At 73.7% G+C, this 20,960-nt stretch carries 15 protein-coding genes and 2 riboswitches; of the genes, 3 read left to right on the forward strand and 12 right to left on the reverse strand.

The genetic code is table 11. The features are described from left to right. Positions 1-37 precede the first annotated feature (37 nt). The 5 genes from ACSIH6_RS12765 to ACSIH6_RS12785 form a co-directional block, all read right to left on the reverse strand. Positions 38-763, reverse strand: a complete 726-nt coding sequence (locus ACSIH6_RS12765) for a cobalt-precorrin-6A reductase (protein ID WP_435108478.1) — start codon at positions 761-763, stop codon at positions 38-40. Continuing rightward, positions 760-2,358 (reverse strand): cobyric acid synthase, encoded by a 1,599-nt coding sequence (locus tag ACSIH6_RS12770; RefSeq protein ID WP_435108479.1) that lies wholly within the window; start codon positions 2,356-2,358, stop codon positions 760-762. The genes ACSIH6_RS12765 and ACSIH6_RS12770 overlap by 4 nt, the downstream gene beginning before the upstream one ends. Continuing rightward, positions 2,355-3,080, reverse strand: a complete 726-nt coding sequence (gene cobF, locus ACSIH6_RS12775) for a precorrin-6A synthase (deacetylating) (protein ID WP_435108480.1) — start codon at positions 3,078-3,080, stop codon at positions 2,355-2,357. Before cobF ends, ACSIH6_RS12770 begins: the two co-directional genes overlap by 4 nt. Next, positions 3,077-6,733 (reverse strand): cobaltochelatase subunit CobN, encoded by a 3,657-nt coding sequence (locus ACSIH6_RS12780; RefSeq protein ID WP_435108481.1) that lies wholly within the window; start codon positions 6,731-6,733, stop codon positions 3,077-3,079. The genes cobF and ACSIH6_RS12780 overlap by 4 nt, the downstream gene beginning before the upstream one ends. Before the next feature lie 35 nt (positions 6,734-6,768). Next, positions 6,769-6,880: riboswitch (cobalamin riboswitch) on the reverse strand. A 215-nt stretch (positions 6,881-7,095) separates the two neighbouring features. Next, positions 7,096-7,698, reverse strand: coding sequence for a TetR/AcrR family transcriptional regulator (locus ACSIH6_RS12785; protein ID WP_435108482.1), 603 nt, complete (start codon positions 7,696-7,698; stop codon positions 7,096-7,098). Between the two features lie 297 nt (positions 7,699-7,995). Between ACSIH6_RS12785 and ACSIH6_RS12790 the strand changes: the two genes are divergently transcribed. Next, complete coding sequence (locus ACSIH6_RS12790; protein ID WP_435108483.1) at positions 7,996-8,694, forward strand: DUF998 domain-containing protein; 699 nt, start codon at positions 7,996-7,998, stop codon at positions 8,692-8,694. 185 nt (positions 8,695-8,879) lie between these two features. Here the strand turns inward: ACSIH6_RS12790 and ACSIH6_RS12795 are convergent, their stop codons facing one another. The 4 genes from ACSIH6_RS12795 to ACSIH6_RS12810 form a co-directional block, all read right to left on the reverse strand. Then, entirely contained in the window at positions 8,880-9,791 is a 912-nt protein-coding gene (locus ACSIH6_RS12795; protein WP_435108484.1) for an ABC transporter ATP-binding protein, read from the reverse strand. Then, positions 9,788-10,804 (reverse strand): FecCD family ABC transporter permease, encoded by a 1,017-nt coding sequence (locus ACSIH6_RS12800; protein WP_435108485.1) that lies wholly within the window; start codon positions 10,802-10,804, stop codon positions 9,788-9,790. Before ACSIH6_RS12800 ends, ACSIH6_RS12795 begins: the two co-directional genes overlap by 4 nt. Further along, positions 10,801-11,838: an ABC transporter substrate-binding protein gene (locus ACSIH6_RS12805; RefSeq protein ID WP_435108543.1), complete on the reverse strand. Its 1,038-nt coding sequence runs from the start codon at positions 11,836-11,838 to the stop codon at positions 10,801-10,803. The genes ACSIH6_RS12800 and ACSIH6_RS12805 overlap by 4 nt, the downstream gene beginning before the upstream one ends. 59 nt (positions 11,839-11,897) lie before the next feature. Beyond that, a riboswitch (cobalamin riboswitch) is annotated at positions 11,898-12,110 on the reverse strand. Positions 12,111-12,172: 62 nt separating this feature from the next. Continuing rightward, positions 12,173-12,574 (reverse strand): MerR family transcriptional regulator, encoded by a 402-nt coding sequence (locus ACSIH6_RS12810; protein WP_435108486.1) that lies wholly within the window; start codon positions 12,572-12,574, stop codon positions 12,173-12,175. 50 nt (positions 12,575-12,624) lie between these two features. Here ACSIH6_RS12810 and ACSIH6_RS12815 point away from each other — a divergent pair, with 50 nt between their 5' ends. Both ACSIH6_RS12815 and ACSIH6_RS12820 read left to right on the forward strand, forming a co-directional pair. Continuing rightward, on the forward strand, positions 12,625-13,563 hold the full coding sequence (locus tag ACSIH6_RS12815; protein ID WP_435108487.1) for an NAD(P)-dependent oxidoreductase: 939 nt from the start codon (positions 12,625-12,627) through the stop codon (positions 13,561-13,563). A 64-nt stretch (positions 13,564-13,627) separates the two neighbouring features. Beyond that, a complete protein-coding gene (locus tag ACSIH6_RS12820; protein WP_435108488.1) occupies positions 13,628-14,059 on the forward strand; it encodes a PPOX class F420-dependent oxidoreductase in 432 nt (143 codons plus the stop codon). A 183-nt stretch (positions 14,060-14,242) separates the two neighbouring features. Here the strand turns inward: ACSIH6_RS12820 and ACSIH6_RS12825 are convergent, their stop codons facing one another. The 3 genes from ACSIH6_RS12825 to ACSIH6_RS12835 form a co-directional block, all read right to left on the reverse strand. Further along, complete coding sequence (locus ACSIH6_RS12825) at positions 14,243-19,723, reverse strand: ATP-binding protein (protein WP_435108489.1); 5,481 nt, start codon at positions 19,721-19,723, stop codon at positions 14,243-14,245. A 528-nt stretch (positions 19,724-20,251) separates the two neighbouring features. Next, the gene (locus tag ACSIH6_RS12830; protein WP_435108490.1) at positions 20,252-20,554 is read right to left on the reverse strand and encodes a hypothetical protein; all 303 of its coding nucleotides are present in this window, start codon (positions 20,552-20,554) and stop codon (positions 20,252-20,254) included. After that, on the reverse strand, positions 20,554-20,925 hold the full coding sequence (locus tag ACSIH6_RS12835) for a VOC family protein (protein WP_435108491.1): 372 nt from the start codon (positions 20,923-20,925) through the stop codon (positions 20,554-20,556). The genes ACSIH6_RS12830 and ACSIH6_RS12835 overlap by 1 nt, the downstream gene beginning before the upstream one ends. Positions 20,926-20,960: the final 35 nt, after the last annotated feature.

Consider the following 20,960-nt stretch of genomic DNA (forward strand, 5'->3'; position numbering starts at 1 on the left):
CCGGTGGCGACGGCCGTGCCCGTCCGACGGCCTCCCCTCACCCCAGGTCGGCCACCCAGGCGAACGCGGCCGCCACGTCGTGGACGGTGGGCACCCCGGCCGGGCCGGGCGGGCGCCGCACCACCACGACCGGAACGCCCAGCATCCGCGCGGCCTCCATCTTGGGCCAGGTGTAGGCGCCGCCGGAGTCCTTGGTGACCAACACGTCCGCGCGGTGCCCGCCCATCAGGTCCAGTTCACCGTCGAGGGTGTACGGCCCCCTGCTGGTCCTCAGCGACCACGTGTCGGGCAGCGTGAGTTCGGGGACGTCCACCACCCGGGCCAGGACCGCCCGCCGCCCCAGCTCCGGAACGAAGCGGGCGAGTTCCTGGCGGCCCACCGTGAGGAAGGGCCGCTCCCCGAGCGCCGCGGCCCGCTCCGCCGCCTCCTCGTGGGTGGCGGCGTGATGCCAGCCTGGATCGGGGTCCCAGCCCGGCCGCTCCAGCCGCAGCAGGGGGGTAACGTCGGCGCGGCAGGCCGCCGCCGCGTTGGCGCTCATGCCCAGGGCGAAGGGGTGGGTGGCGTCCACCACCGCGTCGTAGGAGGCCAGCGCCGCGCGCAGGCCCGGCACTCCCCCGAAGCCGCCGATCCGGACCTTCCCCACCGGCAGACGGGGCCGGGCCACCCGCCCGGCCAGCGACGTGGTCACGTCGACGCCCGCCTCCACCAGGAGGACGGCCAGCTCACGGGCCTCCGAAGTCCCCCCGAGAAGCAGCAGTCTCACCGGGGCACCTCCGTCCCAGGCCTCCGCGGCGGATGGACCGCGGTCAGGGCACCCGGGGCCAGCGCGGGCAGACCCGCCGGGGCGCCCTCGCGGGCCAGGGCGAGCAGCGCGTCGACGTCCAGGTGCTCCTCCGCCAGGTCGGCGAGCAGGTCCAGGCGCCGCTCCCGGGCGGCGGCGAAGCGCACCCCGGAGGGCTCGCAGCCGAGCGCCTCGGCCAGGAAGGCGGCGCGGAAGGCGTCGCCCTCCAGGCTGCCGTGCCACATGGTGCCGAAGACGTTGCCCGCGCGGGCGCCGCCCAGGAACTCCCGCGCGCCGCCGCCCACCGTGACCCGGCCGTGGTGGATCTCGTAGCCGTGCGCGGGCGCCCCGAGCGCCTCCCCGGACGGCAGGCGCAGGGTCTTGTCGGCGGTGAACTCGGTCCGCGCGTCGAGCAGCCCGAGGCCGTCCGCGCGCGCTCCGGGTTCGGCCTCGACCCCGCCGGGGTCGGTGACGGTGCGGCCGAGCATCTGGAACCCGCCGCAGATCCCGAGCAGCGGCCGACCGCGCCGGACGTGCTCGACGATCGCCCGGTCCAGTCCCCGGGAACGCAACCAGTCCAGGTCGGCCAGGGTGGAGCGGGTGCCGGGCAGGACGACCAGGTCGGCGTCGGCGAGGTCGCGCGGGCCGGAGGCGAAGACGACGTCGAGGCCGGGCTCCAGCCCGAGGGCGTCCACGTCGGTGAAGTTGCTGATCCGGGGCAGGCGCACCACGGCCACCCTCAGCCCCGCTCCCCCGCGCGCCCGGCGGCCCTCCAGGTCCAGGGCGTCCTCGGAGTCCAGCCACAGCCCCGGGTCCCAGGGGAGGGTGCCGTAGACCCGGCGGCCGGTGAGCCGTTCGAGGCCCTCCAGGCCGGGCCGGAGCAGTCCGGGATCCCCGCGGAACTTGTTGACCACGAAGCCCGCGACCAGCGCCTGGTCGGCGGCCTCCAGCAGGCCCACCGTTCCGTACATCGCGGCGAGGACACCGCCCCGGTCGATGTCGCCGACGACCACCACGGGCAGGCCCGCGTGCCGGGCCAGGCCCATGTTGACGTAGTCGCCCGCCCTCAGGTTGATCTCGGCGGGGCTGCCCGCGCCCTCGGCGACGACGACGTCGTGGCGGGCCGCGAGGTCGTCGTAGGCCGCGTGCGCGGCCTCGGCCAGGTGGCGGCGGCCCGCCTCCCAGTCGGCCGAGGAGACGTCCCCTGCGGGGTGGCCGAGCAGGACGACGTGGCTGCGCCGGTCGGTGCCCGGTTTGAGGAGCACGGGGTTCATGGCGGGCTCGGGCACGGCGCGGGCGGCCAGCGCCTGCACCCACTGGGCGCGGCCGATCTCCGCCGGGTGGCCGTCGGGTCCGTGGCAGACCATGGAGTTGTTGGACATGTTCTGCGCCTTGTAGGGGGCGACCCGCGCGCCGCGGCGCGCGAAGGCCCGGCACAGGGCGGTGGTGACCACGCTCTTTCCGGCGTCGGAGGTGGTCCCGGCGACCAGCAGTCCTCCTCCCCCGCGTCCGTGCTCCTCTCCGCGCGGGGACGGACCGCCACCCTCGAACGAGGCCTCCGGCCCGGTTCCACTCATGCCGTCCTCCTCAGCAGCGCGACGTCCATGACCCATCCGGCCCGCTCCCGGGCCCGTGCGCGGGCCGCGGCGATCGCGGGCAGCACCTCACCGACCCGTCCGGCGACCAGCTCCTCGGTGTCGGTGCCCAGGTTGGCACCCCACCAGAGCGTCCAGCCCTCCAGCCCCCCGAAGGCGGGCTCTCCCCCGAGCATGACGACGATGTTGTCCTGCCCCGCCGCCACCGCCTCGCCCAGGCGGCGCGCGGGGGTCACGTGCACCGGACGGCCCACCTCGTGCAGCACGATCCGGTGCCGCGCGGCGAGGAGCTGGGGAGCGCTGACGCCGGGGAGCACGTCGTACTCCACGGCGACGATCCCCCGCGCGGCGACGCGCTCCACGATCCGCAGGGTGGAGTCGTACAGGGACGGGTCGCCCCAGACCAGGAACGCCGCGGTGCCGCCGCGCTCGCCCAGCACCCGCTCGTAGGCGGCGACCCGCGCCTCGTGCCAGGCGGCCACCGCGGCCGCGTAGTCCGCCGGGTCGTCGCGGTCGCGCTCGGGGTCGGGCACCGCGACCAGCGGCACGCCGTGCGCCTCGCAGACGGCCAGGCGCAGGGCCAGCAGCCCGTCGTCCCCGCGTTTGCGGGCGGCCACCGCGTAGTCGCAGCCGCGCAGCGCGTCGGCGACCTCCGGGGTGAGGTGCCGCGGCCCCATGCCGATGCCCAGGATGCGCACCCTCACTCGGACCGGTCCTCCAGGTCTCCCTCGACCTCCAGGTAGACCTCCGTCAGGGCCTCCAGCGTCGCCGGGTCCGGCTCGGCCCACAGCCCGCGCCGGGCGGCCTCGTACAGCCGCTCGACGATGCCGTGCAGCGCCCACGGGTTGGAGCGGCGCAGGAACTCCTGGGTGTCGGCGTCGAGCACGTACTCGGCGGCCAGCTTGTCGTACATCCAGTCGTGGACGACACCGGCCGTGGCGTCGAAACCGAAGAGGTAGTCGACGGTGGCCGCCAGTTCGAAGGCGCCCTTGTAGCCGTGGCGGCGCATGGCCGAGATCCAGCGCGGGTTGACCACCCGGGCCCGGAACACGCGTGCGGTCTCCTCGGCCAGGGTGCGGGTGCGCACCGCGTCGGGCGAGGTGGAGTCGCCGACGTAGGCCTTGGGGTCGGCGCCGGTGAGTGCGCGGACGGTGGCGATCATGCCGCCGTGGTACTGGAAGTAGTCGTCGGAGTCGGCGATGTCGTGCTCGGCGCTGTCGACGTTCTTGGCCGCGACCTTGATCCGGCGGTAGTTGGCGCGCATGTCCTCGGCGGCCGCAACGCCGTCCAGGCCCCGCCCGTAGGCGAAGCCGCCCCAGGCCGTGTACACCTCGGCCAGGTCGCGGTCGTCACGCCAGGTGCCCGACTCCACCACCTGGAGGATGCCCGCGCCGTAGGAACCGGGCGCGGAGCCGAAGACGCGGGTGGTGGCGCGGCGCCGGTCGCCGTGCTCCTCCAGGTCGGCGAGGGTGTGGGCGCGCACGAAGTTGCTCTCCTCGGGCTCGTCCAGGTCGGCGACCAGGTTCACGGCGTCGTCCAGCATGGCGACCACGTGGGGGAACGCGTCGCGGAAGAAGCCGGAGATGCGCACCGTGACGTCCACGCGCGGGCGGCCCAGCTCCTCCAGCGGCACCACGTCGAGCCGCGAGACCCGGCGCGAGGCCTCGTCCCACTCCGGGCGCACGCCCAGCAGCGCCAGCACCTCGGCCACGTCGTCGCCGGAGGTGCGCATCGCCGACGTGCCCCACACCGACAGGCCCACCGACTCGGGGTAGGTCCCGGTCTCCTCCAGGTGGCGGCGCAGCAGGGACTCGGCCATCGCCTGCCCGGTCTGCCAGGCCAGCCGGGAGGGGACGGCTCGGGGGTCGACGGTGTAGAAGTTGCGGCCGGTCGGCAGCACGTTGACCAGGCCGCGCAGCGGGGAGCCGGAGGGGCCCGCCGGAACGAAGCCGCCCGCCAGGGCGTGGACGACGTGGTCGAGTTCGTCGGTGGTGCGGGCCAGGCGGGGCGCCACCTGCGCGGCGGCGAACTCCAGGACGGCGCGCACCCCGGGGTCGTCGTGCAGACCGGACGCGGCGGCCGGGTCCCAGCCCGCGGCCTCCATCCGCTCCACGAGGCCGCGGGCGAGGGCCTCCACCTGGTCGACCTCGGTGGTGGGCGCGTCCTCCTTCAGGCCCAGGGCCGAACGCAGCCCGGGTACCGCCGCGCCGACGCCTCCCCACACCTGGGCGGCGCGCAGGACGGCCAGGACCAGGTTCACCCGGGCCTCGCCCCCGGGCGCCTCGCCGAGCACGTGCAGGCCGTCGCGGATCTGCGCGTCCTTGATCTCGCACAGCCAGCCGTCGACGTGGAGCAGGAAGTCGTCGAACTCCTCGTCGTCGGGCCGCTCCTCCAGGCCGAGGTCGCGGTGCAGCTCCGCCGCGCGCATCAGGGACCAGATCTCTCCCCGGACCGCGGGCAGCTTGGCCGGGTCCATGGCCGCGATGTTGGCGTGCTCGTCGAGCAGCTGCTCCAGGCGGGCGATGTCGCCGTAGGACTCCGCGCGGGCCATCGGCGGGATGAGGTGGTCCACGACCGTGGCGTGGGCGCGGCGCTTGGCCTGGGCGCCCTCGCCCGGGTCGTTGACCAGGAACGGGTAGACGAGCGGCAGGTCGCCGAGCACCGCGTCGGTGGCGCAGGCGGCCGAGAGCGCGGCGTTCTTGCCGGGCAGCCACTCCAGCGAGCCATGCTTGCCCAGGTGGACGACGGCGTGGGCGCCGAAGCCGTGCTCCAGCCAGCGGTAGGCGGCCAGGTAGTGGTGGCTGGGGGGCAGGTCGGGGTCGTGGTAGATGGCGATCGGGTTCTCCCCGAAGCCGCGCGGGGGCTGGACCAGGACGACGACGTTGCCCGCGCGCAGCGCGGCGAGGACCAGCTCGCCCGCGTCGTTGACGTAGAGGCTGCCGGGCGCTGCCCCCCACGCCTCGGTCATCGCCTCCCTCAGCGGGGCGGGCAGGCCCTCGGTCCAGGCGGCGTACTCCTCGGGCGTGATCCGCACCTGGGCGTCGGTCAGCTGCACGGAGGTCAGCCAGTCCTCGTCCTGGCCGCCCGCCGCGATCAGGGCGTGGATCAGCGCGTCCCCGGCCTCGGTGTCGTCGGGCAGGTCCAGGCCGGGCAGGGCACCGGGCTCACCCAGGTCGTAGCCCTCGGCGCGCATCCGGCGCAGCAGGCGCACCAGCGAGCGGGGCGTGTCGAGCCCGACGGCGTTGCCGATGCGGGAGTGCTTGGTGGGGTAGGCGGACAGGACGAGGGCGATGCGCTTGTCGGCGGGGGGCACGTGCCGCAGCCGTGCGTGGGCGACGGCGATCCCGGCCAGGCGGGCGCAGCGCTCGGGGTCGGCGACGTAGCGGGGCAGGCCGTCGCGGTCGATCTCCTTGAAGGAGAAGGGCACGGTGATGATGCGGCCGTCGAACTCGGGGATGGCGATCTGGCTCGCCGAGTCCAGCGGGGTGACGCCGTCGTCGGAGGCCTCCCAGTCGGCGCGGGGGCTCGTCAGGCACAGCCCCTGGAGGACGGGAACGTCCAGGGCCGCCATCCGCTCCACGTCCCACGCCTCGTCGTCCCCGCCCGCGCTCGCGGACGCGGGCACGCTGCCGCCCGCCGCCAGGACGGTGACCACCAGGGCGTCGAAGCCGCCGAGCGCCTCGTAGAGCTCGTCGGGCGCCGAGCGCAGCGACCCGGCGAACACGGGCACGCCCACGGCCTGCCCGGTGGCGTCGACGGCGTCGGCCAGGGCGTGCGCGAAGGCGGTGTTGCCGCCCGCCTCGTGCGCCCGGTAGTAGAGGATGCCCACCCTCGGAAGGCCTTCGTCAGAGGAGGGGCCCGCAGCCGAGGGCCGCTCGTCGGTGGCGGTGGCGGACGACGCGAGCGCGGAGTCCTGCGGCCGGTCGCGTTCGGCCAGGCCCCACAGCGGGACGGGCGCGGGCGCCTCGAACCCCTCGCCGGTCAGCAGCACGGTGTCGGACAGGAAGGCGTGCAGGCGCGCGAGGTTGGCGGGGCCGCCCTCGGCCAGGTAGCGGTGGGCATCGGCCGCCACGCCGATCGGGACGGTGGAGTGCTCCATCAGTTCGGCGCTGGGCTGCTGCTCACCGCCCAGGACGACCAGCGGCGTGCCCCGTTCCCGGACGGCGGCCAGGCCCGGCCACAGGTCGTGCGGGGAGCCGAGCAGCCGCACCACCACCAGGTCGACGCCCTCGACGACGCCGGTGAGCTCGGTGTGGTCGGCGCGGGAGGGGTTGGCCCACGCGTAGGCGCGACCGCTGGCCCGCGCGGAGAGCAGGTCGGTGTCGGACGTGGACAGCAGTGCGATCCGTACCGTCATGGTCGGATTCCTCCCTCGGGGTTCTCGCCCCATCGGCGGTCGGACTGCCCGAGGCCAGTGTCTGGCTGCACCCCGATCGGGGTGTCACAGTGGCGGAACCGCCCCGGACTCGCACCGGGTTCCTGTACCACGAGCAAAGAACTCACACTTTAGCCAGGCGTGCCCTTCCCCGTCCCGGCGGGGGAGGGCAGGAACCGTCGACCCGGCTCTGCGGGACGTCCCCGCGGCGCGGGAAGCGGACCACCGGACACCCGGGGCCGGGGCGTCCTCGGCGGTGACGGTGCTCCCGCGCGGTGGCGGGCGCAGTCGCGCATCAGGAGGACCAGCGTCCCCAGCCCTCAGCGGAGGGCCGCTCCCCGTGGTCAGCTCGTCTGGCCGAGCTGCGCCTCCACCCCTCTGACCAGCCCCTCAAGGGCGGCACGCATCGTGTCGAGGACGGCGGAGGCGTCGTCGCGCCCGGTCGGAAGCAGTTCGTACTGAAGGAAGACCCCACTGACGGCTCCGACCGTGAGTCGGACCGCGGCGTGGTCCGAGGGGATACCGAGCTGGAGGCCCAGCAGTCGGGCGGCGGTGCGGGCCAGGGCCTCCGTCTGCCTGCTTCCCGTGACACTCAGTGCCGGATTCGCCTCGAACATCGCCGCGCGAAGCCGCCACTCCTCCTCGTCGACGTGCGCCGCCTCGCCGTGGAGCCACTCCATGAAGGTGTCCACAAGGGGCGTGCCCGAGCCGTGCTCCTCAAGCGCGCGGGTGAGCCGCTCAGCGGCGGCGTTCGTGGAGGAGAGCGCTATGTCGAGCTTCGTGGGGAAGTACATCGGCACGGTCCGTGTCGCCACCTCGGCCTCCGTGGCGATGTCCGCCACCGTCGTGGCGTCGTAACCGCGCTCGGCGAACAAGCGCATCGCGGCGAACTGGATGGCGCGCCTGCGCCGCACCTTCGCCCGCTCTCGGAGGGGGAGTTCTGGCATACCAGCAACATAACAGCAAGCAGCAAACTTGCAGTCTTGTGTAATCTTGCATCAGACAGCAAGCAAACGAGGGTAGACCGTGACTCACGTGGACACCTCGAAGCCGCCGTCGACCTCACGGGGCCGCGTCTCCCCAGCGGCCGCGTCATCGAGCACGAGGGGGAACCCGTGCTGCCCGCATTCCGCACGGAGGGCTCCGACGGCACGTTCCTTGGCGGCATCACCGCCCCCAGCCCCGTGACCGTGCGCGATGGACGCCCGGCACTGGAAATCTCACCCGAGAATCGGAGACAGCACATGACGACCGATCAGTCCCGCACCGGAGTGGGCATCGCAGCGACCCTGATGGGCATCGGGGCGCTGTGGTACCTCGTTATGGAGGCCGTCTCAGCGATCGGCTTTCCCGGGTACAGCTACTCGCACAACTACATCAGCGACCTGGGCGTGCCGGTCCCTGGCGTATTCCAAGGCCGTGCGATCGACTCGCAGCTCGCGAACGTGATGAACGCCGGGTTCCTCGGGCAGGCGCTCATGATCGCCCTGGCCGGCGTGGTCCTCTGGTGGTCGCTGCCCCAGGGACGCAGGAGGAGCGGCGTTCTCGCGCTGGCCCTCATTCACAGCTTCGGCATCTCCTTCGTCGGTCTGGTCCACGGCAGCCCCGCCAACGCCGACGCCGGCCTCGCCGTCTTCCACTTCGGCGGTGCCCTCATGGCCATCGTCGGAGGCAACGCCCTCGTCTTCCTGGCGGGCACACGAACCTTCCGCTCCCTGCTCGCTCCCTGGTTCGGCCGGGTGAGCGCCATGCTCAGCGTCTTCGGGATCGCCAGTCTGGTCGTTCTCGCGGTGACCTCCTCGAACGGAACGATCTTCCTGTTCGACTACGGCGTCTGGGAACGCGCATCCGTGTACACGATCACAGCGTGGCAGCTGATCTTCGCCGTGCTGACGATGTCGAAGCTGAGGCCGACCGCGAACACCGACGCGGAGGGCGTCTGAGCGGTGCTCCCCCACGGATTCATGGCCGCCGAACCCCGCTGGACCGACGACCACAACGAAAAGAAGCCCCGGTTCCCGGCCGGCGTTCCGGAGTGGTCGACAGCGCTGGGAGACCCGGCTGCCGCGGAAGCCTCCGCAGCGGCCGGGCACCCCCGGGCAGCCCGGCTGAGCGAGGAGGTCCCACCTCAGCCGGACACGCGCCCACGTGTACGACCGGGGGACTTCAGGAAGCGGATCACCGGGTGCCCGGGGCCGGGGGCGACCTCGGCCCGGACCCCGTAGACCTCCTCGATGAGGGAGGGGGTCAGGACCTGCGAGGGCGTGCCCTCCGCGACGACGCGCCCGCCCCGCAGCACCAGCAGCCGGTCGCAGTACATCGCGGCCAGGTTGAGGTCGTGCATGGCGATGACGGTGGTGACCGGCAGGCCCGCGACCAGTTCCATGAGGTCGAGCTGGTACTGGATGTCGAGGTGGTTGGTCGGCTCGTCGAGCAGCAGCTCGCTCGGCTCCTGGGCCAGGGCCCGGGCGATCTGGGCGCGCTGGCGCTCCCCGCCGGAGAGCGTGTGCCAGGACCGGTCGGCGGTACCGGTCAGGCCGGTGCGCTCCAGTGCCGCCGTGACGGCGGCCGCGTCGGCCGCGGACATGGGCGTCCAGGCGCGGCGGTGCGGGACGCGCCCCAGGGCCACCACGTCGCGGACGGTCAGCTCGGTCTGGGTGTGCGCGTTCTGTTCGACGGCGGCCACGCGCCGTGCCACCGCCCGGCGCGCGGTCCGGCCGAGCGGCCTGCCGTCGAGGGCGACCACGCCCGCGGAGGGCGTGAGGACGCCCGCGAGCAGCCGCAGCAGTGTGGACTTGCCCGAACCGTTGGGGCCGAGCAGGCCGACGGTCTCACCCGGGCGCGGAGCGAGGGTGACGCCGTCCAGGACGAGCCCTCCGCCGATCAGGCGGCTCACCCGCTCGGCGTGCAGACCGGTCCCGCCTGGCGCTCCGTGCCGCGCCCGGTCCTCCTGCTCGGGTCGTTGGCCGTCCTCGGTCGGGGGCGCCTGGCGCACGGACGGCTCGCCGTCGCGGGCCACCGCCTGGTCGGAATGGGTCACGTGTGCCTCCTGGCGCGGTAGAGCACGGCGATGAAGGCGGGCACCCCGATGAGTGAGGTCACCACCCCCACCGGGATCTCCTGCGGGTCCAGCGCGGTGCGGGCGACCGTGTCCACCCACACCAGGAAGACGGCGCCCGCCAGCGCGGTGACCGGCAAGAGCCTGGCGTGGGCCGCACCGGTGAGCGCGCGGGTCGCGTGCGGCAGGACCAGCCCCACGAAACCGATCGCCCCGGCCGCGCTGACCAGGGCCGCGGTGAGCAGCGCGGTGGCGCACAGCAGCACCAGGCGGGCGCGGGCCACCCGCACGCCCAGGTTCGCCGCGGCCTCCTCACCGAAGGCGAACGCGTCCAGGGTGGTGGTGTGCGCGAGGCACACCGCGAGCACACCGGCCAGCACCACCGCGCACAGCACCACGTCCTCCCACCCCGCGCCGCTGAGGGAGCCCAGCAGCCAGAACAGCACGCCCCGCGTGGTCTCGGCGTCGGCCGAGGTCAGCACGATGAACGAGGTCAGCGCCGAGAACAGCTGCATGGCCGCCACACCGGACAGCACCACGCGGTCCATACTCGCGCCCAGGGTGTGCGCGAGCAGCACCACCAGACCGAAGGAGAGCAGGGCGCCGACGAAGGCGCCCGCCGACAGCGACACCACCGCGCCGCCCCACCCCAGGACCAGCACGGCGACCGCCCCGGTGGAGGCCCCCGAGGACACCCCGAGCACGAAGGGGTCCGCCAGCGGGTTGCGCAGCAGGGACTGCATGACCGCTCCGCACAGGGCCAGCCCCGCCCCGCACACCGCGGCGAGCAGGGTGCGGGGCATGCGCAGGTTCCACACGATGCCCTCGCGCAGCGGCGTCAGGCGGCTCTCGCCCAACCCCAGCCGCGCGGCGACCGACCTCCAGACCTCGGCCGTGGTGATGTCGGCGGGGCCGATGGTCACCGCGACCGAGACCGACACGGCCAAGAGCACCAGTCCACCGCAGGAGAGCAGCGCCAGACGCGCACCGCTCACTGGGTGAGCCCGAGGCCGCGCAGACCGTCGGCGACCTGCTCGATCCCCTCGACCGTGCGGATCGAGGGGTTCATGGCCTGGCCGCTGAGCAGGACGTAGCGCTCCTCGCGCACGGCGGTGAGCTCCCGGGTGGCGGGGTTGGACTCCAGGAACGCGATCTTGGCGTCGGCGCTCTCCGCGGTCTGGGACTCGCGGGTCAGGTCGCCGAGCACGATGACGTCGGGGTCGCGGTCGGCGACGGTCTCCCAGTTGATCTGGGGCCACTCGTCGTGGGTGTCGTCGAAGGCGTTCTGTGCGCCGACCGCACGGGTGATGACGCCGGGGGCGCCGCAGCAGCCCGCGAGGTAGGGCGACTGGGAGTTGGCGAACCAGTACATGAGGGAGACACCGGAGGCGTCCAGGTCCCCGGTGGCCGCCTCCACCCGCCCCTCCAGTTCGGCGATCAGCTCCTCCCCGCGCTCCTCGACCCCGAACAGCAGGGCCAGGTCGCGGATCTCGCCGTGGACCGCGTCGAGGGTGAGCGGTTCGCTGCGCGAGCCGTCTCCCCCGCTGTCGTTGTCCTTGCCCGCGGCGCAGTCGGTCGGGGAGACGTAGGTGGGCACGCCCAGTTCCTGGAACTGCTCACGGGTGGCGACGCCGCCCGTGCCGAGCGTGGAGACGAAGGAGGCGGTCACCAGGTCCGGTTCGGCGTCCAGGACCACCTCGAAGGAGGGGGCGTTGTCGGCCAGGCGGGGGACGGCCTCGTTGGCCTCCTCCAGCCCCTCCATGATCGGGTCGGTCCAGGTGGCGGTGCCGACGAGGCGGTCCGCCAGGCCCAGCGAGAGCAGGATCTCGGTGCTGCCCTGGTTGAGGGAGACGACGCGCTCGGGCGGGGCGTCGACGCTCACCCGGTGTCCGCAGTTGTCGACCGTGCGGGCGTCGTCGGCGGCCTCCCTCCCGCCGCTCCCCCCGTCCGGGGAGGGCGCGCAGGCGGTGAGCAGCAGGAGGGTGGAGGCGAGCAGGAGGGGAAGGGGGCGCGGGGCGTGACGCAGCATGGGCATGCCTTGGATGTCGGGGCTCGAACGCGGAGCCTGGCACGGGACGCCTCCGCGCACTCGACGCGGAGGGGCCAGCAGGTCTTCGGACTCGGGTTCGCCCGGACAGGGTGCCTTCCCAGGTGGGTGCCGCTTCGACGCTGTGGTCGCCGCGGCCCCGCCCCAGTGGCGTGAGTACCCCGCCCGTCCCCCTCACCGCTGCGCGTCAGTTCCGGATTCGCACCGGATTCCCTGACCACGTACGTGGTACGACTGGCCCGGGCAGACTATCAAGGCCCCCTCGGCCCTCCGCGGCCGAGAGGCCCGGTCCGCACCGCACGCCCCCGCGCGCACGTCACACCGGTGCCGGCTCCGGTTCGGCGGCGTCGCACCCGTACCGCGACACCCGCCGCTCGGTGGCCTCGATGTAGTCGCGCAGGGCCCCGCGGGAGCGGGCCAGCGTGTCGATGTGCTCGTCCAGCCCGCGCAGACGCGTCCGCAGGGTGTCCAGCAACTCGGGGCAGGGTTCGAAGTCGGGGGACGCGCCGACGGCGCAGGGCAACAGGAAGGCGATCTCCTGGGTCGAGAGCCCGGCTTCGAGGAGCCTCCTGATCTGCGCCACGGTCAGGACGGCGTCGTCTGCGTACTCGCGGTAACCGTTGGCCCCGCGCGCGGGCTCCAACAGGCCCTGGGCCTCGTAGTAGCGCAGCTGGTGCGTGTGCACGCCCGTCCGTCTGCTCAGCTCACCGATCAGCACGCGCGCTCCCCCTTGACCTTCATACCGGTGTGAACGTCGAGAATTCTGGCATGAGCAACCACCCGCTCCACAAGGGGCACACGACGCACGACCACGACACCGCCCCCGTGCCCACCCCCGTGACGGTCCTCGGCCTGGGCATGATGGGCCGGGCCCTGGCCAGCGCTTTCCTGCGCCAGGGACACCCCACCACCGTGTGGAACCGCACCGCCGCCAGGGCCGAGGACCTCACCGCCCGGGGCGCGAAGCCCGCCGCCTCGGTCGGCGAGGCGGTCGCGGCCAGCCCGGTCGTGGTCGTGTGCGTCTCCGACCACGAGGCCGTGCACGCGCTCCTGGACCCGCTGGACGGGGCCCTGGAGGGCCGGGTCCTGGTCAACCTCACCTCCAGCACCTCCGCGCAGGCCCGGCTGACCGCCGCGTGGGCGCGGCGCGGGGGCGCCGACTACCTCGACGGCGCGATCATGGCCGTCCCCGACACCATCGGCACGGCGGAGGCCGTCATCGTCCACAGCGGATCACGGGAGGCCTTCGACCGACACGAACCGACCCTGGGCAGCCTGGCCGCGAACACGTCCTACCTCGGCGAGGACCCCGGCCTGGCCGCACTGCACGAGACCGCCGTGCTGAGCCTGATGTGGAGCGTCCTCAACGGTTTCCTCCAGGGGGCCGCCCTGCTGGGCGCGGCGGGCGTGGACGCCTCGGCGTTCGCCCCCCTCGCGGCCAGGGGAGTCGCGACCGTGGCCGACTGGCTGCCCGGCTACGCCGGACAGGTCGACGACGGCGCCTACCCGGTCCTGGACTCCACCATCGACACCCACCTGGCCACGATGGAGCACGTCGTCCACGAGAGCGAGGCCCTCGGCGTCAGCGCCGAACTGCCCAGGTTCGTCAGGGACCTCGCCCGGCGGGCCGTGACCGACGGACACGGCGGCGAAGGCTACGCGGCGATGATCGAGCTGTTCCGCGCCCCTTCGGGGATACGATCGTGACCGGCCGCACACGGCCCCGCACCACCGCGCACCGCCCGCACCCGGCAGAGAGGGGTCTTCGGACATGACCGCGACGACGTTCGACCCGCGCGCACTGCTCGCCCAGAGCAGGCTCGGCGTCCTGGCCACCATCAAGGCCGACGGCCGCCCCCAGCTCTCCCCCGTCCAACCCTTCTACGACACCAAGACCGACCTCCTCCACGTCTCCATGACCGAGGGCCGGGCCAAGACGGCGAACCTGCGCCGGGACCCGCGCGCCACACTCCAGGTCACCAGCCCCGACGGCTGGGCCTGGGCCACCGCCGAGGGCGTCGCCACCCTCACCGGCCCCGGCACCGACCCCCACGGCCCCGAGGTCGGGGCGCTGGTGGACTACTACCGCCTCGCCGCAGGCGAACACCCCGACTGGGAGGAGTACCGGTCGGTCATGGTCTCCGACCGCAGGGTGCTCATGACCATGCCGGTCGACCACGTGTACGGCGACAGGATCCGCTGACCGCACCGCCGGAAGACCCGCGCGCCGGGGACGGCCACACCGCCGCCCCTCGGCGGCGCCCTCGGACGACGGACCCGCACACGACGACGGGGCGGGGCCGCGACCTCCCGCCGCGACCCCGCCCCGTCAGCCCGGGTGATCGGCCGCGGTCCACCCGCGGCCGGTCACGCCCGGCCTCAGCGCCTAGCGCTTCATCCCGTGCTCGACGGCCTCGATGATGCGCGGCCGCAGCTCGGCGGCGCTGATGATCGCGTCCACCGAACCCACCTCGACCGCGCGCTGGATGCTGTGCACCCGGTCGAACTCCGCGGCGACCTCGCCGAGCTTCTCCGCCCGCACCGAGGACTGCGTCTCGGCCAGCCGCGCGTTGAGCGCGGCCCGCTCGGCGCCGCTGGCAGCCGACACCCGCTCCTGCAACCCGGTCACCCGCGGGTCGCTCGCGGTGCGGGTGTTGACCTCACCGGCGAACACCACGGCCGCCGCCGGGGCCCCGCCCAGCACCGAGGCGAACGAGCCCTCCAGCGCGAGCACCGTCATGTTCGGGTTGAGCGCCTTGGAGAACACCACGAACGCGCCGCCGTGGTAGCGCGAGATCACGCAGAACACGATCGGGCCGTCGAAGTTGACGATCGCCCGGCCGATCTCGGCCCCGTACTCCAACTGGAGCTTGCGCAGCGACTCCGGCGAGCCGTCGAACCCGGACAGGTTCGCCAGCACCACCAGCGGCCGGTTGCCCGACGCCGCGTTGATCGCCCGCGCCACCTTCTTGGACGAGCGCGGGAACAGCGTGCCCGCGGTGTAGGTGTCGGGGCCGTCGGTGGGCGGGAAGCCGTGCCGCGGCACCGACCGCGACTCGATCCCCACCAGGCACACCGGCCAGCCGCCGATGTGCACGTCCTGCACCGCCGCCGTGTCGGCGTCGGCCATGCCCGCCCAGCGCTCCAGCACCGCGTGGTCCTGGTCCGAGAGCGCCCGCATCACCGTGCGGATGTCGAACGGCTTCTTGCGGTCCGGGTTGTGCTCGGCGGAGAAGATCTCGCCGACGGTGGTGAAGTCGCTGCCCGCCACCGCGTGCGGGAACACCGAGACGTCGCGGTCGACCGGGTCCAGGGTCCTGGCCCGGCGCGGCGTCTCCTCCCCCGGCACGACGTAGGTGTGGTCGTAGTGCGCCATGAGCACCTCGCGGGCCGAGGCCAGGTTCGGCGCCCAGTACTGCGCCTGCCCGTTGGGACCCATCACCCGGTCGTAGCCGCCGATACCGAAGTTGTCCTCGGCCGACACACCGCCGGAGAAGTCCAGCGACTGCTTGCCGGTGAGCACCATCGCCGAGTCCGGCGTCATCACCAGGATGCCCTTGGTGTGCATGAGCATCGTCGCCTCGGCGTTCCAGTACGGCTGAGCGCCGACGTTGATGCCCGCGACGACGATGTTGACCTCGCCGCCGTCCTGGGTGAACTCCACGATCCGCTTGAGCGCGGCCGCGACCCAGTCCATGTTCTCGGTGCCCGAGGACATCGAGATCCGCGCGCCCGCCGACAGCGCGAACCACTCCAGCGGCACCCGCATCGACTCGGCCAGGTCCAGCGCGGCGATCACCCGCGAGCACTCGGGCTCCGAGAGCGCGCCCAGCGCCTTGGTCGGGTCGCCCAGCAGCACCACGCGCGTGACCCCCTCGGGGTGGCGCACGGTCGGCGTCGTGACCACACCGGCCACGATCGCCGCGGAGTTGTGCCCCCGCGGCCGGTCGACGGGGACCAGCACACCGTTGTCGTCCAGGTCGTACTCGGTGAAACCGCCGCCCGGCCCCGACAGCAGACCGGTCAGCTCGTAGGGGTAGACGGTCCCGCGACGGGCCGCGCGCAGCACCTTCTGGCGGTAGTCGTCCAGCGGCAGCACCGGCTCGGTCGAGGGCTCCTCGACGTGGACCCGCGCGTCCTGACCCTGGTCCAGACTGACGCGCACCGCGACCTCGGTCAGCTCACCGGAGGACGTGCGCTGGCGGGCCAGGAACTGCACCTCCTCCAGCCCCGCCCCGGCCGTGGTCGGCAGCAGGCGCTGGACCAGCGTCTCCAGCTCCTCGGGGGTCAGCTCGGTCGACGGCCACACGTACATCATGATGCGGTTGGTGTCGAAGCGCCGGTTGTGCGGACGCTGCGCCTGGATGTTGCGGATCGCGTCCAGGCACCCGGTGAGCGTGTCCTCCAGCGCGGGCAGCGCGATCAGGCGCCCGTCCGCCTCGCGCAGCGGCGTCAGGTCGCGGACCTGGCCCATCGCGAAGAGGCGCTCGTCGGCCGGATTGCTCTTGGCCACCGCCCTGAACAGGTAGATCTCCTCATCGGCCGAGGGCAGCCGGGTGAGGTCGAACTCGCGCAGGCGCTGCAACTGCAAGCGCCGGGCGATCTGCGGGTGCAGGCCGCGGATCAGCCGGTCCTCGGCGAAGCCCGTCCCCTCGGGCCGGAAGGTGAAGTGGTGGTGCATCACCGCGCCGCTGGTACCGGCGACGGTGGCGGTGACCCGGCGCACGCCCGCGGGCAGCGGGTTCTCGGCCAGAAGCCGCCCGAGCCGCACCGCCATCGCGTCGGCGTCGGGCTGGTCCTCCCAGGTGACGTAGAGGTCGGCCGCGAGTCCGTGCTCGGCGACGTCGGCGGCGAGCTCGCCGACCGCGGCGACGGCGTCGGGCAGGGCGGCGATGTCGACGGCGGTCGTGACCAGGCGCGTCAGGCCGCCCGCGCCGTTGTGCTCGGCGGTGACGAACCGGCAGCCCCCGACCTCGCGGGCGGTGACCCGCGACAGTCCGCGGTTGCCGTAGTAGCGGCGGGTCAGCACCTCCAGCAGCGGGGCGTGGTCGCGCCCGGCCCGTCCCATGCGCTGGCCGACCAGCCGCACCAGCGGCTCGGCGCTGGCCACCATGGCCTGGATCCGCTCCGCCCGGTCCGGCGCGTCCGGGTCGCGGTCCAGGTGGCGCAGCTCGTCACGCACCGCGGCGTAGACCCGGGCCCGGTTGCGGCGCAGCAGCGGCTGGGCGAACCAGCGGAAGACCACACCGCGGGCCAGGTCCGACACCGTCGGGAAGCGCACCTGCGTGGCCTCCACCAGGTGCTCCAGGGCGAGCCCGGCGCGCTCGCTGAGCGCCTCCGCGGGCGGCCCGCCCGCCAGCCAGCGGCGCAGCAGCTCCGACACGATCGCCAGCGCCGCGCCCGTGTTCTGCTGGGCCAGGAAGATCCGGAAGACCGCGGCCTCCAGCTCCGGCGTGCGGTCCAGGTCGGTGACCCCGTAGTGGGCCAGGACCCGGGTGAGCTTGTCCCGGAAGCCCTCGCTGACCCCGGCGCGCTCCACGTCCAGGCTCTGTAGGTAGCTGTGGAAGAACTCGCGCGGGCTGTGCACCGAGCTGCGCGGCTCGGTGTCCGGTTCCCCGCCCGGTTTGTTGCGGCTCAGCTCGCACAGGTCGGCGAACACGGTGAACAGGTCCAGCTCGCCCTCGACCGGACGCCCGCCCAGCTCGGCGCGCGCGGCCAGGTAGTCGTCCAGCACCCGCCCGCGGTCGTGCGGGTCGGCGTCGAAGCCCAGCAGCAGGCCGCGCAGACCCTGGAGGCCGCGCTCCACACGCTCGGCCGCGGAGGCCTCCACGGGCTCGGGAAGCTCGATGGCGACGGCCTCCACGTCCGACTCCGCCTCCTCGGCGGCCTCGTCGGACAGCGGCTCCAACCGCATCAGCGGCGCACCGGTCTCGACCTGGCTGCCCACCGACACCGGGCACTCACGCACCCGGGCACGGAACGGCGCGCGCAGCACCGTCTCCATCTTCATGCTCTCCAGCACCAGGACGGGCGCGCCGGAGTCGACCTCGTCGCCGACCGCCAACGGCGTCGCCACCACCAGGGCGGGCGCCGGGGAGCGGACCACACCGCCCTCGTCGCGGCTGATCCGGTGCGTGACGCCGTCGACCTCGACCAGGTGCACCGGCCCGTGCGTGGCCGACACCAGTCGGAACCGGCGGCCGTTGACCACGATCTGGCCGCTGTGCGCGTCGAAGCGCTCGACCTCCACGTCCGCCGGGTGCACGTCGCCGCCGCCGGAGACGCCGACGCGGAACCGCCGGTGCCCGACCCGGGCCACGCTCACCCGGTAGCCCACCCCGCGCAGCTTCAGGTCCAGCGGACGGCCGCTCTCGTGCTGCACCTGCGGGCGGCCGCCGTGCGCGGTGGACAGCAGCCGCTGGCGGCTGACCTCCTCCTCGTCCTGGTAGGCCTCGATCGCGGCCGCGGCCAGGGCGACCGCGGAGTGGCGGTGGCTGACCAGGCGCCCCTGGGCGCGCACGCGGTCGATCCAGCCGGTGTCGGCGCTGGCGTCGATCACCTCGGGCTGGTCGAGCAGGTCGAGCACGAAGCTCTTGTTGGTCGCGCCGCCCTCGATGATCACCGTGGTCTCGGCCATCGCGCGGCGCAGCCTGCCCAGCGCCTGCTCGCGGTCGCGGCCGTAGGCGATGACCTTCGCGATCATCGAGTCGAAGTCGGCCGGGATGGTGTTGCCCTCGCGCACACCGGTGTCCACGCGCACGCCGGGCCCGGTGGGCAGGGCCAGACGCGCGATGCGGCCCGGGGCGGGCGCGAAGTCGCGGTCGGGATCCTCGGCGTTGAGCCGGGCCTCGACGGCGTGGCCGGACTCGACCGGCTGGGGGCCCTCCAGCCTTCCGCCGCCGGCCACGTGCAGCTGGAGCCGGACCAGGTCGGTGCCGGTGGTGAGCTCGGTGATCGGGTGCTCGACCTGGAGGCGGGTGTTGACCTCCAAGAACGCGAACAGCTTCTCACCGGGGTGGTACAGGAACTCGACGGTGCCCGCGCCGCGGTAGTCCACGGCCAGCGCCAGCCGCTCGGCCGACGCCTTGAGCTGCGCGGTCTGCTCCGCGTCCAGGACCGGGGAGGCCGACTCCTCGATGATCTTCTGGTTGCGCCGCTGCACCGAGCAGTCGCGCACGCCCAGCGCCCACGCCGTGCCCTGCCCGTCGGCGATGATCTGGACCTCGACGTGCCGGGCGCCGGTGACCAGGCGCTCCAGGAAGACCACACCGGAGCCGAAGGCGCGCAGCGCCTCCTGGCTGGTGCGCTCGTAGGCCTCGGCCAGGTCCTCGCCCGAGGCGACCATGCGGATGCCGCGCCCGCCGCCGCCCGCGGTGGCCTTGAGCATCAGCGGGTAGCCGATCTCGTCACCGGCGCGCAGCGCCTCCTCCAGGGTGGCGACCTCGCCGCGGCTCCACGGCGCGACCGGGACGCCGACCTCCTCGGCGATCAGCTTGGCGCCGATCTTGTCGCCGAGCTTGCGCATGGCCTCGGCGCTGGGCCCGACGAAGGTGACGCCGATCCTCTCGCACAGCTCGGCGAAGGCCGGGTCCTCGGCGACGAAGCCCCAGCCCACCCACGCGGCGTCGGCTCCGGTCCGGAGCAGCGCGCGCTCCAGGACGGCGTGGTCGAGGTAGGGGCGGGCCGAGGCGGGACCCAGCGAGTAGGCGACGTCGGCCTCGCGGACGAAGGTCGCGTCGCGGTCGGCGTCGGTGTGGAGGGCCACCGTCTCGATCCGCACGCCGGTTTCCGCTGAGAGGTCCCGAACAGCGTGGATGAGCCGCATCGCGGCCTCTCCACGGTTGACGATGGCGACACGACTGAACACCGGTTGAGCCTCCCAAGTACCCACGCGCAGAAGGCGACGTCCGGGTCTCGGAGCGTCGCCTGCACCTACCCTTTCTACCCTGGTCGATTACCGCCGGGTACACCAATGGTCCGAACCACGCATAGCGAAGCCGATGCGTTGTGGGAACCCCACAAAAAACGTCCGGCCACACCGCCTCGCTCCTGTTTCACGCGAGGTTCGCCACATCGAACGGCCGCCTCCCGCGGTGGCGGTGACCAGGACGGCGTCCGTCCGGCGAACGCGTCACCATAAAGGACTATTGGCCTATCCAATAGACCAAAGAATGTCCGCTGGTGCGACCGCCACGGTTTTCCCGGACGCCGTTTCCCTCCGGCGCGACCCGATGCCGCGGACCCGCCACGGACCGCGGGCGGACCAGCGACGGCCCCTCCCACCACACGAGCGGCCGCCCTCAGGAGAGCGACGACCGCGGCAGGGACCGCTCCACCACACCGGGCGCCCCTTCTCCCCCGGCGGCGAAGTGGCGTCCGGCCCCACCTGAGCCGGTCACAGCTCCAGCGCGGTCTGCCCGGGCACCTGCCGCTGGCGCTCCTGACCGCTCTGGGCCAGACACCTGCGACAGGTCACCGGCCCGGCGGAGGCACGCAGGCGCAGCGGATCGACGGAGGCGTGGCAGGCCACGGCCGGGACCGGTACCCCCGCCCACATGTGCGTGGTGACCGCGTGCACGACCAGGCCGCTCCCGATCCGCACCCCGTCCGCGCCCGCCAGCTCCTCCCGGCGGCGGCGCAGGGTCGCGGCCAGGTGCTCCACGGCCGGGTCGCCTCCCGCGTGCGCCTGCCCGCCCATCAGGCCTCGGCCCAGACGCCCAGTTCGTTGCCGCTGGGGTCGGTGAAGTGGAAGCGGCGCCCGCCGGGGAAGGCGTAGGGGCCCCGCACCACACGGCCGCCCGCGTCCTCCACGTCCTTGACGGAACGGTCCAGGTCGGCCGAGTACAGCAGGACGAGGGGGCCGCCCGCGCGCGTCTCCTCGCCCAGCGCGAGGCCGCCCACCTCGGGCGCGTCCGGCCCCTCGGGGTTCTGGATTCCCGCGTAGCCGGGGCCGTAGTCGTTGAAGCGCCACCCGAACGCCTCGGAGTAGAAGCGCCGCGCCCGGTCCAGGTCGGTGACCGTGAGCTCCAGGTAGTCGATGGCGTGGTGTCGGTGTGCTGCCTGTGTCATACATCGATTCTCCGCGATGGTGACGACAGTCGCGT

This window comes from Nocardiopsis synnemataformans, from assembly GCF_965343085.1.
Lineage (GTDB): Bacteria > Actinomycetota > Actinomycetes > Streptosporangiales > Streptosporangiaceae > Nocardiopsis > Nocardiopsis alborubida.